The organism is Macrococcus animalis, assembly GCF_047425875.1.
GTDB lineage: Bacteria > Bacillota > Bacilli > Staphylococcales > Staphylococcaceae > Macrococcoides > Macrococcoides animalis.
Genome location: NZ_CP179727.1, coordinates 1,839,500 through 1,853,034 on the forward strand (window position 1 = coordinate 1,839,500; position 13,535 = coordinate 1,853,034).

A 13,535-nucleotide genomic window follows, 5' to 3' on the forward strand; every position below is an offset into this window, starting at 1 on the left:
TTGCCGGTAAATCAAAAATACTGGCAATGAAAAAAGCCACAAGTGAATTTCACTTGTGGCTTTTGGTGTATTATGCTGATTTACGTTTAATTAAGTATAATCCTAAGCCTAATAATCCAATTGCAGCAGCACCAGTACCAGCAGCTTCACCAGTAATCGGTAATTGTTCTACCGCTTCTGTGATTGCAGGTTTATCTGAATCTTTTGCAACTTGATTCGATTGAATAGTAGTATCTAAGTATGTTTTTTTCGTTTGAGCAACTTTTTCGAATGGAATCACGTTGTCATGTTCCACTTCAACAGTTTGATTATTTGAATTAATCATTGTAACTATTTCAACCTTCTCTCCAGTTGCAACTTCACTTGAGTTTACATCATTTGAGTCTACTTCAGTTGTAGCATCTTCAATCGTTACATCTTCTGTAGATACATCAGTTTCGTTTGTTTTTTCTTCCGTTGTGGGTACTTCGTTAGTTTTATCTTCATTAGTTTTAACTTCTTCTGTTTCTTCTGGTTTATACTCACTCGCATTACCCGATAAGATACGTTGTAATGCTTCCGTCGTGTAAGCTGTCATATCAGCAGCTTTGAAGTATTGACGTACAACAGCATCTAAAGATGGTCCTTCTTCTCGAGGACCACCTAACATTTTGAATCCGTCTCCACCAACTGCTAAGAAGTCGTTTGTTACAACTTTGTAAGTCTTCGTATTGTTTAATGGTTCGAATTTCTTGGTCTTCTTATTATATACTTCGATTGCGTAAACACGTTCACCTGCAGGCTTTGTTAAATCATAATGTACTTTAATCGATTTAGAGATGTGTAAGAATGCTCCATTTGCATCTAATCCAACTTTACCGTCTTTATCAACTGTTGGAGCACTTAAAGCGTGTTCAAACATTGCTTTAACGTCAGAACCTTTTACATCGATTTGTGTGATAGTGTTTCCGAAAGGTAATACTTTAATGATATCACCAATCGTAACGTCTTTGTTGCCATCGATTGAAGCTCTGATTCCGCCGCCATTAGTTACTGCGAAGTCACCGACAGTATCAAATCCGTTCTCACTATAAGCTTCCATAGCATCTGCAATTGCGTTACCTAAGTTTGTTTCGCGAGTACGAACGTCGTTACGTTCACCTTGTAATTGAACTGGGTTGTGGAATACTACTTCAGATGTTGCTTTACCAAAATTATCTTTCGCAGTATCAACGATAGCTTTTACTGCTGCATCTTGTGTTACTGCTTTCGTATCAGCTTCCTTAATTAATGAAGCTTTTAAGTTTGTAGCTACTTTATCTTGTAAATCGAATGTTACTTTACCGATGTTCGCTAAAGCTGTCCCAGTTTGTGCTAGCATTGCAGTTTTCTTTAATTCACCATTTTCGATGACAGAGTGAGAATGACCATCTAATACTACAATTGCATTGTTTATAAAGTCTTTATTTCCTGCAATTTTAGTTGCTAAGTTATCACCGCGCCAAGCTTCTTTTGTAGTGGTATCAATTCCTAGATGACTTAAGATAATGAAAGCATCCACTTTTCCTTGTAATTTTTTCATTTCAGCAGTAACAGAAGTCACGGGATCTAAGAATGTTACACCTACGATATTGTTAGGATGTGTTTTTGTTGCGGTTTCGGGCGTTGTTACGCCAATCACCCCAAATTTCTTTCCGTTTTTCTCGATAATTGCTGATGGAGCATAAACACTTTTACCGTCTTTATATACATTTGAGCTAATGATAGGGAAGTTTAATAACTTTTTGTAGTTCATTGCAGTATCAAATCCGAAATCAAATTCATGGTTACCAACCGTCATTGCATCATAACCAATGGCATTCATTGCTTTTGCCATATCTTCTCCTTTAGAGAAGTTTGATAAAGGTAAACCTTGGAATGCATCTCCAGCGTCAAACATTAAAGTTGGTTGTTCTTTGTCTTTAATTGTTTTTACTTTTGCCATACCTATAACACGTCCATCTTCAGCATCTAAACGCCCGTGGATATCGTTTGTATGTAGAATTTTTACTGTATTTGGACTAGCTGGTGCTTCAGTCGTCGCTATTTCCGTTGTAGGAACTTCAGTGGTTGTAGCAGTTGTAACCGCTGCAGTTGGTTTAGCAACTTCAGTTGTTGCTACCTCTGTTGTAGGTGCTTCAGTTGTTGCCTTTTCGGTTGTTACTTCTGTTTTCACTTCAGTTGTAGGAGTTTCTGTTGTTGCAACCTCGCTAGTAGGTGCTTCAGTCGTAGGTGTTTCTGATGTTACATCTGCAAGTGCATATGGACTTTGAAATAGCATAGAGATGATTAACGTAAACATTAATGTTATTGATAAAATGCGTTTCACAGTATTACCTCCAAATATTATTTTGTATTCTCTTCTATAATAAAGTAATAATAATTTTTACTAATCATCTTAATCAAAGATAAACAGTAATTTTACAATAAATTTAGAATTGAAATGTAAACGCAAACAAAAAGAGCAGTGGGCCAATAACATAAGACAGAATCAGGTAAACTATCGCAGCCAATCTTCTTTCTTTAAATAGCTGAACAACTTCAACATTAAAAGTTGAAAATGTCGTAAAAGCACCTAAGAATCCAGTTCCTAATAATAACATCATCGTTTGATCAAATCGTGCTACAAATCCTAAAAGCAATGCGCCGAGTAAATTAATCATCAAGGTACCAAATGGAAATGCACCATTTAATTTCTGACTCACAAAGTATCTTAGCATAGCACCAAGTGGAGCACCGAGAGCAACATATAGCATTATGCGTCACCCCATTTCATACCAAGTACAACACATATTAAACCACCAATAATCGTAATTGATAAATATAAAGCTAGCGCGGAATAACAATGTGCTAAATATAAATCTACAGCATCTTTACTTAATGCAGAGAAAGTCGTAAAACTCCCTAAAAACCCAGTCGTTATACCGGTCTTGAGTAAAGTGTTCATATTCAGTCTTTTAAAGTAATTTGTGCAAAATCCTAAAAGTAATGCACCCAATAAATTCACGATAACCGTATAGGTCGGAGCATCAATCATTAAACTCACACCATATCTGCTTAAAGCACCCATCATACTAAACAATGCAATATATAAATAAACCATAAATACCTCCATAATAAAAAGGACTGACGAATCAATCCTTAAATAATACCAAACCTAAATAATATACTAATCAATTGTACTAAAATTACGACCAAAATCACATATGGCCAGATCTTTGCGACTTTAAATAAGCTACTTGAAATTTCTTTTGGCTGTTTTAAAGCTTTATCAATTAAAATAATACTAATTATAAGTAATATACAGCTCACCAAACCAGTGAACAATATAATAGAAGTAATTGATCCAAATAAAACTGCAAGAACGGGATTATAGCCATTACAAAAGATGCTTAATACTACAAAAAATATAGAGAAGTACACGTATTTGTTCGCTTTCATGATGTTCCTCCAATCATTAATCATTTTATTTTACCATATCATCTGGATTCAATAGAATAAAAATATTAAAAACTTGATAATTATGCTAAAAATCATACAAGTTATGTTCAATCAGTAGCAATCACTGACATTATATGATTATAATAAGTAGAAGTGTTTACATTATATTTGGAGGAATAAATATGAAAAATTTAAATGTACAAGTTTTTGCAGATGGCGCAGATATCGAACAAATGAAGACAGCTTATGCAAACAAGACAGTTGACGGTTTTACGACAAACCCATCCCTAATGGCGAAAGCTGGTGTTGAAGATTATAAAGCATTCGCAGAAGCAGCAGTTAAAGCCATTCCAGATGCCTCTATCTCATTTGAAGTGTTCGGTGATGATATGGAAACGATGGAAAAAGAAGCAGCAATTATTCAATCATTCGGTGAGAACGTATTCGTAAAGATTCCAGTTGTAAATACAAAAGGCGAATCAATGATTCCGTTAATCAAGAAATTATCTGAGCAAGATATTAAATTAAACGTAACAGCAGTTTACACAATTGAACAAGTAACAGATATCGTAAAAGCAATTAAACCAGGCGTTGAATCATACGTATCAGTATTTGCAGGACGTATTGCAGATACAGGCGTTGACCCAATGCCATTAATGCGTGCAGCTGTGAAAGTATGTCATGAAAAAGAAGGCGTTAAATTATTATGGGCATCTTGCCGTGAATTATATAACGTTATTCAAGCAGACGAAATCGGTTGTGATATTATCACTTGCCCTGGCGACGTTGTTAAGAAAATTCCTAATATTGGACGTAACATTGATGAGTTATCAGTAGATACAGTACAAGGATTCGCTAAAGATATTCAGTCAAGTGGGTTAGGAATTTTATAATTAAATACTTATTATTTAGACTATTACATCATTAGCGATGTAATAGTCTTTTTGTTTTAATTAAGAAACAATATTTTGCGAAAATGAGAAATCAGTATTTAAATAATATTAAAAATTATCAGACTATTATGGTATTATAATACATGTGTAAAGAAAGGGGTTACAAAATGGAATTTGTAAATATTAACGAAAACTGTTTGAGTATTGTCTTTGATGAACGAATTAATCCAGAGATCAACGCGCAAGTCATACAAATGAAATCTACAATTCAAAATAGTGATATTGTAGGGATTAATGAACTTGTTATTTCATATAATACTTTGGTCATTTACTTTGATGATACGAAAACGAATCATACGGCACTAACTGAAGCGGTTCAAAAGCTTGAGTTAATATCAGACGATAAATATCCGGCGACTACATATATTATTCCGGTTTGTTACGATGCACCTTTTAATCTGGATTTAGAGGAAATGGCAACACGACACAATAAATCGACGGATGAAATTATTCAAATACATACGAGCAAGCCTTATTTAATATATATGTTAGGATTTATGCCAGGCTTTCCTTTCTTAGGTGGATTAGATGAGTCGATTGCTACACCACGTAAATCTTCTCCACGTAAAGAAATCCCAGCAGGTTCGGTAGGTATTGCTAATGCACAAACAGGCATATATCCTTTAGCGTCACCTGGCGGTTGGAATATCATCGGAAGAACACCGTTGAGATTGTTCGACCCTAATCGTAATCCAGAAGTGTATTACGAAGCTGGAGATTATATAAAGTTTAAACGTATTTCAAAAGATGAATATGACACGATTGAACAATCTGTAAATAACGGCACTTATGTGATAGAAACGGAGGTACATTAATGGGACTTCAAGTCATTCATCCAGGTCTATATTCAACGATACAAGATTTAGGGCGTACAGGATTTCAAAATGTTGGGCTATCACCTGCAGGAGCTATGGACTATCGTGCTTTACTGTTAGGTAATCTTTTACTCGGTAATACGGAACATATGAGTATTGAAATGACAATGCAAGGTGGTATCTTCAAATTTACTGAATCGAATGCTTTTGTGATTACAGGCGGCAATATGTTAGCAGAATTAAATGATGAGCCAGTTTTGAATCGTTGTGTATATAATGCAAATGCTGGCGATATCTTAACCTTTAAAACAGCAAAGAATGGTTATCGTACATATCTTTCAGTAAAAGGTGGATTTAATATTCCGAAAATACAAGGTAGTTATGCAACGCATATGAAGATTAAACTGGGTGGATTAGAAGGTCGTACTTTGATTAAAGATGATGTACTTCAGTTTAATCAACCAGGTAAATTAGAAACACGTCGTGTGAATACACACTTTATCGATAAAGTGAGTACTATTAGATTTATTCCAGGACGTCAATATGACCGTTTTAAAAATTTAGCATCTTCTTTATCAAGTACATATGAAATTTCAAATACATCTGACCGTATGGGAATTCGGTTAACAGGCGATACTCTTGAAGTGAAAACGAATTACGATATTATATCCGAACCTGTTCAGTTGGGTTCAATTCAAGTTTCATCGGATGGACAACCGATTATATTAATGAATGATCGTCAGACAGTTGGAGGTTATGCAAAACTAGGTACAGTTTACTTTAGTGATATACCAACGCTCGTTCAAAAAGGTCCGGGTAGTGAAATCAGACTTGTTGAAGGTACTTTAGAAGAAGCTGTTAAAGAAAAGCAAAAAATGATGACACTCATTAATGAAGTCAGTATGCACGCATTTGATATTAGACATACAAGTAAAAAAATTCAAAATTTATTAGAGAAGGCGGAATCATAATGAATTCAGATAAATTACAACAACTCATTGATATGATGAATAGCAATGAATTAAATGTCATTTCGATTAAAGAAGGTGATAATGAATATTATATTGAAAAAGCCATAAAAGAGGTTCATACGGTTCCTACACAAATTGATCAAATATCAGGACAAAATGTAACCCATCAAGAAACTGTTAATAATAATCATCATGTACAAAAGTCACAACTTGTAGGAACATTCTATAATATGCAGGATGAAACTTCGAAAGAACCATTCATCCGTGTCGGAGATAAAGTAGAGAAAGGTGATCGTATCGGAATTATTGAAGCGATGAAAGTGATGAATGATATATTTGCTGATGTTGATGGAGTAATTGAAGCGATTCATATTGAGAACGGTACAGCAGTGGGCTATGATGAGCCATTAGTAACAATTAAAGAGAAATAAGGAGGTGTAATCTTGAATCAGAAACCTTTCAAAAAAGTTTTAATTGCAAATCGAGGAGAAATTGCAATTCGTATTATTAGAACATGCAAAAAAATGGGCATTAAAACAGTAGCAGTATATTCTACGACTGACGTCGATAGCCTGCATGTTGCGCTTGCAGATGAAGCATATTGTATTGGACCATCTAGTTCTACTGAAAGTTATTTAAACATGAATAATATTATTGCAGCAGCAGAAGTTACCGGTGCTGACGGTATTCATCCAGGTTATGGATTCCTTGCTGAAAACGCCAACTTTGCAAGACTATGTGCAGAACATGATATTGTATTTATTGGTCCAACACCAGAAACAATAGAGAAAATGGGTGACAAAGTAGAGGCACGTAAAACAATGGTTACTGCAGGTGTTCCTGTTATCCCAGGTTCTAAAGATGTGATTCCTACGCTTGAAGAAGCGAAAGTAAAAGCACAAGAAATTGGTGTGCCAATGGTGATAAAAGCTGTTGCAGGAGGTGGCGGAAAAGGGATGCGTATCGTAAGTCGTATGGAAGACTTCGAAAACCTCTTTAATGCAGCAAAGTCAGAAGCAAAGAATGCTTTTGGTGATGATCGTGTATACATAGAAAAATTCATTAAAACTGCACGTCATATTGAAGTACAAGTTATAGGTGATGGTAAAGGTGATGCGGTTCATTTATATGACCGTGACTGTTCAATTCAGCGTAATAACCAAAAACTTGTAGAAGAAGCTCCGGCAGCAATCGTTCCAGATGAAGTTAGACAACGTATGACTCAAGATGCAGTTAATGCAGCTAAGAATATTAACTATCGTGGTGCTGGTACATTAGAATTCTTATATGTGGAATCTACACAAGAATATTATTTCTTAGAAATGAATACACGTGTGCAAGTTGAACATACTGTAACTGAAATGGTAACCGGTGTTGATATTATCGAAGCACAGTTGAACATAGCTTTATTTGATATGTTTGATTTAGTTCAAGAAGACATTCAAATTAATGGTTTCAGTATCGAATGTCGAATTAACGCGGAAGATCCTGATCATGGCTTTAGACCAAGTCCAGGAAAAGTTGAATACTTGAATTTACCAAGTGGTCCAGGTGTACGAATCGATACATTTTTATATCAAAAGTGCATGGTTTCACCTTATTATGATTCAATGATTGCTAAATTTATTACATATGATAAAACGCGCGATCGTGCATATCAAAGAATGCTCGCAATTTTAGAAGAAACGGTGATTACAGGATTCCCTACGAATTTAGATTATCAATCTCGTATTATTCAGCATCCGAGATATCAATCGAATGAAATAGATATAAAATTCTTAGAAAAAAATCATTTCTTGGAGGGATAACTTTGCAAATTGATTTAAATGCAGACTTAGGTGAAAGTTATGGAAATTATACGATTGGTAACGACGCGGCAATCATTCCGTTAATTACTTCAGCGAATATTGCATGTGGGATGCATGCAGGAGATTTTAATGTATTAAATAAAACAATTGAAATGTGCAGAAAATACAATACCAGTATTGGTGCACACCCTGGCTATAATGATTTAATGGGCTTTGGTCGAAAAAAAATTGATATGACATATGACGAAGTAGAGAATTTAGTGACATATCAACTTGGAGCAATACAAGCATTCTGTATGAAACATAACGTGACATTAAACCACGTGAAACCGCATGGTGCACTTTATAACGCAACATTTAATGATGAAAAGTTGGCACAGGCTATAGTGAATGCGATTAAAACATTTAATCCAGAACTTAAAGTGATGGGAATTGCAGGAGGCAATTTAGTGCGTATTGCCGATGAAAATGGGTTAACCGTTATCAATGAAGTGTTCGCAGATCGTAATTATACGGACGAAGGTACACTCGTTTCTCGAAAAGAAAGTAATGCGATGATTCACGATGCAAGAGAAGCGGTTACACATGTGCTACGTATGATTGAAGAAAAGCAGGTTAAGACAATAACAGGAAATTTTATACCAATTCAAGCGGATTCTATTTGTGTTCATGGGGATGGACCAGAGGCGTTAGCTTTTGTTGAGCAAATTCGAGAAACGCTACTACAAAAAGAAATTGAAATAAAAGCAAAATAATATAAATCATAAGAGAAAAGGGGCTTATTATGAATAATGAAAAAATAAAAATGACACCAGCACAACGAAGGTTATTATTTGGTGCAATTTTCTTAATGGCGACTTCAGCTATAGGACCAGCATTTTTAACACAAACGACTTTGTTTACTGAACAATTTATGGCGAGTTTTGCGTTTGCAATTCTTTTAAGTATTATCATTGATATTGGAGCACAATTAAATATTTGGCGTGTCTTAACAGTGACAGGGAAACGTGGACAAGATATTTCGAATGAAGTTTTTAAAGGCTTAGGTAGTCTTATTGCAATCTTAATCGTACTTGGGGGATTAGCGTTTAATATCGGTAACGTTGCAGGCGCAGGTCTTGGATTTAACGCATTATTAGGCTTTGACGTAAAAATTGGAGCAGTAATTACTGGTATACTTGCTATCATTATTTTCAGTAGTAAAAGCGCCAATAAAATGATGGACATTGTCACACAAATCTTAGGTGTTGTGATGCTTTTAACAGTAGCATTCGTTATGATTAAAGTGCAACCACCTTATGGCGAGGCAGTTACGAAAATGGTCATGCCTAATAATCCATTAGGGTTAGTAATGCCATTAGTAACAATTGTTGGTGGTACTGTAGGTGGGTATATTACATTTGCTGGTGCACACCGATTAATAGATGATGGTATGGTAGGGAAAGGTAATTTACCATTTGTCTCTCGTGCTGCAAATTTAGGAATATTAACGACAGGTATTATGCGCTTTTGTTTATTTTTAGCGATTTTAGGTGTAGTTTCAACAGGGTTTAAACTTGATCCAACCAATCCTGCAGCTTCTGCTTTTGAACATGCTTTAGGACCAATTGGACCAAGATTATTTGGACTTGTATTATTAGCAGCAGCCTTAACATCAGTAATTGGTGCAGCTTATACATCTGCTTCTTTCTTAAAAGGATTCCACCCATTCTTTACAAAACATAATAATATTGTCGTTATATGCTTTATAGTGTTCTCGACATTAGTATTCTTACTTGTCGGGAAGCCAGTGAAGTTACTTGTACTAGCAGGTGCATTCAATGGATTAATACTTCCTATTACGCTTACGGCAATCCTTCTAGCCTCGAAAAATAAACGTATTGTGGGGGACTATAAACATCCAACTTGGTTATTAGTACTTGGGATTATTGCTGTGCTTGCAACCATTGGTGCAGGATTCATGTCAATTCAATCGTTAATCGATCTATGGAATCAATAAAATTTTTAACCCACTAAATATCATTCTAGTAGGTTTTTGTTACTTTTTATGAAACACAAGTTTAAATCACCATTCTCAAGCGCTTTCAAAAATGATACACTAAGTATGACTAAAAATTAAGGGTGGTTAAGCAATTGGCATTCAGATATATGAAGCTATCGGACGAGCATTATAGACACGTATTAGTACGATTCGCAGATTTCTTTGAGGATTTCAGATGTTTTGTTGAAATGAGTAAAGATCTAACTGAAGAACTTGAGTTGACGCTTGATAGAGACGATTCATATACGAGGTATTTAGTAAGATTATTTGTAATTACTGAAGAGATGACAGGACAACAGATTGAAGATCCTAGAAGTGATGAGACTGTTAATATGATAACTGAAGTGGTAAATGATAAGAACTTTAGTCGTTATAATTCAGCTGAATGTGGTGTACCTGGTAGAATGTTTGAGGCATATGAAACATTTGTTGGAGAAGGTTTAGAAATTAGTTAAAAGGTGAGCGAAAGCTCATCTTTTTTTGTGCATATTTTTATTAGCTTAGTGAGAGTATTTTACAAATAGTAAATTCAAGAAATATAATTTCTTGAATTTTGAAATTTAAAACAATTCTTTCCTTATAAATAATATAAAAAATAATTTTTGCTGATAGGGTTGTATTCTGATATATATGTCTGTATAATCTCAAATCTAGGAATTTTATTTCAGATTATAAGGAGATGAACATGGAAAAAAGAAAAAACAAAAAAATGACGGCTGAACAAAGACGTTTACTATTAGGTGCAATATTCTTGATGGCTACGTCGGCAATCGGCCCCGCATTTTTAACACAAACAACAATATTTACAGAAAAATATTTAGCTAGTTTTGCATTTGCGATTCTTGTAAGTATTATAATTGATATTGGGGCACAGCTTAATGTATGGCGTATATTAACCATGACAGGAAAAAGAGGACAAGTGATTGCTAATGAAGTATTACCGGGTTTAGGTACTGTCATCTCGATTCTAATCGTCTTAGGAGGGCTTGCTTTTAATATCGGAAATGTCGCTGGAGCGGGTCTTGGATTTAATGCTTTACTCGGCATCGATGTCAAAATAGGTGCTATTATTACGGGTATTGCAGCTATTCTTGTCTTCTCTAGTAAACATGCACAAAAAGCAATGGATATTGTGACGCAAGTATTAGGAATTTCAATGATACTTGTTGTCGCATTTGTTATGTTTAAAGTACAACCACCTTATACCGAAGCAATGACAAAAACTATTTTACCGGATAATCCGCTGGGGCTTGTCATGCCAATCATAACAATTGTCGGTGGAACAGTAGGTGGTTACATTACTTTTGCAGGTGCCCATCGACTAATTCATGCAGGTATGACAGGTGAAGAGAATATTCACTTTACGACACGTGCCGCAAACTTGGGTATTATCACAACTGGCATTATGCGTGCAATGTTATTTTTAGCAGTACTCGGTGTCGTTGCAACAGGTGTGAAATTAAATCCTGATAACCCACCTGCATCAGTATTTTATTATGCATTAGGTGATATTGGCCCTAAAATCTTTGGACTTGTATTAATGGCAGCAGCGATGTCATCTGTAATCGGTGCGGCTTACACAAGTGCATCATTCTTAAAAGGCTTCCACCCCTGGTTTTTAAAGCATAACAACATCGTCGTGATTACATTTATCACAATATCAACAGTTATCTTTACTTTTGTAGGTAAGCCAGTCGAATTACTTGTACTTGCAGGAGCTTTTAATGGATTGATTTTACCTGTTTCACTTACAGCAATCCTAATCGCATCAAGTAGAAAATCAATTGTTGGTGATTATGAACATCCGAAATGGATCTTTTGGTTAGGTGTGTTTGCAGTCATCGTTACGATATTTGCAGGTCTATTCTCAATTCAAGCAATGGCTGAATATTTTGGGTAAATGATAATATAAATATTAACGCAATAATAATATCAATCCCTTATCATAGTTGATGATAAGGGATTGATTATATGTCGTTAAGACTGAAAATTCTGATAAATATTTGAAATGACATCATTACTTCTGTAAACTTAAAATATACTAACAATGAAGGAGCGGATTATGGATTATATTGTGAAGTTTTCAGAATGGCTATGGGGTTATCCACTTATAACATTACTCTTTAGTGCAAGTTTATTTCTAACAATTTACTTAGGATTTATTCAATTTAGACATTTTCCTTACATCATGAAACAGACTTTTGGGAGTATTAATAAAGAACCAAAAGGTGAAGGAACGATTACACCTAGACAAGCATTAACATCGGCACTGTCATCAACAGTAGGTGCAGCGAATATAGTAGGGGTGCCAACAGCGATCATTATGGGTGGACCCGGTGCAGTATTTTGGATGTTAGTCATTGCATTCTTAGCGATGGCATTGAAATTTAGTGAGAACGTACTAGGGATGCATTATCGTGAGAAGAATAAAGCCGGTGAGTTTGTTGGTGGACCAACATACTATATGAAAAAAGGATTTAGAAATAAAAAGATTGGAATGATATTTGCTGTTATCTTTGCATTCATGTTAATGATCGAACTGATTCCGAGTGTTATGGTACAAGGGAATTCAGTGGCAGATTCTATGCATGATACGTTTCAGATAAATCCATGGATAACAGGAGTTATCATGTCAGTAATTACCGCAATCGTAGTTTTTGGAGGAATTAAGCGTATTGCGACAGTGACTGAGAAATTAGTCCCGTTAATGGTAGGACTGTACCTATTATTTGGTTTCATAATTATTGGTATGAATATTACGCATGTACCAAGTGTAGTGATGCTCGTAATCGAGAAAGCATTTAAACCAGAAGCAGCAGCAGGTGGCGGATTTGGTGCAGCACTTGCAACGACAGTGCGTTGGGGATTTGCTCGAGGTGTATATTCAAATGAAGCGGGACTAGGTACCTCACCAATCGCTCACGCAGCAGCAAAGACAGATCATCCGGTGAGACAAGCGTTCTGGAGTATCTCTGAAATTGTTGTAGATACAATCATTATCTGTTCAACAACAGCATTTGTTGTATTAGTATCAGATGTACATCTTCATGATGATGCCAAAGAGAATCCAGGTGCTTTAACAGCAAGAGCATATGAAGATGCGTTTGGTGTGTTTGGCAGTTCACTCATCTCAATATCACTTATCTTCTTCGTATTATCAACGGTAATCGTAGTTGTATACTATGGATCAAGAATGGCAGAGTTCTTGTTTGGTGAGATGATGGGGAACATTATGAAGGCAGTATATATTGTGTCGATTACGATAGGATCAATAGGGTATGGCACGCAGTTATGGAAGCTGTTAGATTTGGCATTAGCGATGATTCTAATACCGAACGTTATAGCGGTATTGCTTTTAAGTCCGCAAGTGAAACGATTGACGCAAGAATTTTTTGCGGAATATAAGTAATTACGGTTTGGACAACATCTTAAATGATGTTGTTCTTTTTATTTCATAAAAATAGACAAGATTGATTAAATTACAATTT

14 protein-coding genes are annotated in these 13,535 nt (G+C 35.3%); 10 read left to right on the plus strand and 4 right to left on the minus strand.

Features of this window, described 5'->3' with window-relative positions:
• Positions 1 to 70: 70 nt before the first annotated feature.
• The 4 genes from ACMGE9_RS09730 to ACMGE9_RS09745 all read right to left on the minus strand — a co-directional run bounded on the left by ACMGE9_RS09730 (position 71) and on the right by ACMGE9_RS09745 (position 3,459).
• Positions 71 to 2,347, minus strand: coding sequence for a 5'-nucleotidase C-terminal domain-containing protein (locus tag ACMGE9_RS09730; protein WP_414042569.1), 2,277 nt, complete (start codon positions 2,345 to 2,347; stop codon positions 71 to 73).
• Positions 2,348 to 2,450: 103 nt separating this feature from the next.
• Positions 2,451 to 2,774 (minus strand): fluoride efflux transporter CrcB, encoded by a 324-nt coding sequence (gene crcB, locus ACMGE9_RS09735; RefSeq protein ID WP_414042570.1) that lies wholly within the window; start codon positions 2,772 to 2,774, stop codon positions 2,451 to 2,453.
• Positions 2,774 to 3,121 carry a fluoride efflux transporter FluC gene (locus ACMGE9_RS09740; protein ID WP_414042571.1) on the minus strand — a complete coding sequence of 116 codons (348 nt, stop codon included), beginning with the start codon at positions 3,119 to 3,121 and terminating at the stop codon, positions 2,774 to 2,776. Before ACMGE9_RS09740 ends, crcB begins: the two co-directional genes overlap by 1 nt.
• 38 nt (positions 3,122 to 3,159) lie before the next feature.
• A complete protein-coding gene (locus tag ACMGE9_RS09745) occupies positions 3,160 to 3,459 on the minus strand; it encodes a hypothetical protein (protein WP_414042572.1) in 300 nt (99 codons plus the stop codon).
• Between the two features lie 182 nt (positions 3,460 to 3,641).
• Here ACMGE9_RS09745 and ACMGE9_RS09750 point away from each other — a divergent pair, with 182 nt between their 5' ends.
• From ACMGE9_RS09750 to ACMGE9_RS09795, 10 genes are all read left to right on the plus strand, one after another.
• On the plus strand, positions 3,642 to 4,352 hold the full coding sequence (locus ACMGE9_RS09750; protein ID WP_414042573.1) for a transaldolase: 711 nt from the start codon (positions 3,642 to 3,644) through the stop codon (positions 4,350 to 4,352).
• Between the two features lie 167 nt (positions 4,353 to 4,519).
• A complete protein-coding gene (gene pxpB / locus ACMGE9_RS09755) occupies positions 4,520 to 5,227 on the plus strand; it encodes a 5-oxoprolinase subunit PxpB (RefSeq protein ID WP_414042574.1) in 708 nt (235 codons plus the stop codon).
• The gene (locus ACMGE9_RS09760; RefSeq protein ID WP_414042575.1) at positions 5,227 to 6,198 is read left to right on the plus strand and encodes a biotin-dependent carboxyltransferase family protein; all 972 of its coding nucleotides are present in this window, start codon (positions 5,227 to 5,229) and stop codon (positions 6,196 to 6,198) included. The genes pxpB and ACMGE9_RS09760 overlap by 1 nt, the downstream gene beginning before the upstream one ends.
• On the plus strand, positions 6,198 to 6,629 hold the full coding sequence (locus tag ACMGE9_RS09765; RefSeq protein WP_414042576.1) for an acetyl-CoA carboxylase biotin carboxyl carrier protein: 432 nt from the start codon (positions 6,198 to 6,200) through the stop codon (positions 6,627 to 6,629). The genes ACMGE9_RS09760 and ACMGE9_RS09765 overlap by 1 nt, the downstream gene beginning before the upstream one ends.
• A gap of 12 nt (positions 6,630 to 6,641) precedes the next feature.
• On the plus strand, positions 6,642 to 8,006 hold the full coding sequence (gene accC / locus ACMGE9_RS09770; RefSeq protein WP_414042577.1) for an acetyl-CoA carboxylase biotin carboxylase subunit: 1,365 nt from the start codon (positions 6,642 to 6,644) through the stop codon (positions 8,004 to 8,006).
• A 2-nt stretch (positions 8,007 to 8,008) separates the two neighbouring features.
• Entirely contained in the window at positions 8,009 to 8,761 is a 753-nt protein-coding gene (locus ACMGE9_RS09775) for a LamB/YcsF family protein (RefSeq protein WP_414042578.1), read from the plus strand.
• Between the two features lie 29 nt (positions 8,762 to 8,790).
• Positions 8,791 to 10,005: an NRAMP family divalent metal transporter gene (locus ACMGE9_RS09780; protein WP_414042579.1), complete on the plus strand. Its 1,215-nt coding sequence runs from the start codon at positions 8,791 to 8,793 to the stop codon at positions 10,003 to 10,005.
• A gap of 134 nt (positions 10,006 to 10,139) precedes the next feature.
• On the plus strand, positions 10,140 to 10,502 hold the full coding sequence (locus ACMGE9_RS09785; RefSeq protein WP_414042580.1) for a hypothetical protein: 363 nt from the start codon (positions 10,140 to 10,142) through the stop codon (positions 10,500 to 10,502).
• A 224-nt stretch (positions 10,503 to 10,726) separates the two neighbouring features.
• On the plus strand, positions 10,727 to 11,947 hold the full coding sequence (locus ACMGE9_RS09790; RefSeq protein WP_414042581.1) for an NRAMP family divalent metal transporter: 1,221 nt from the start codon (positions 10,727 to 10,729) through the stop codon (positions 11,945 to 11,947).
• A 162-nt stretch (positions 11,948 to 12,109) separates the two neighbouring features.
• A complete protein-coding gene (locus tag ACMGE9_RS09795) occupies positions 12,110 to 13,456 on the plus strand; it encodes an alanine/glycine:cation symporter family protein (protein ID WP_414042582.1) in 1,347 nt (448 codons plus the stop codon).
• Positions 13,457 to 13,535: the final 79 nt, after the last annotated feature.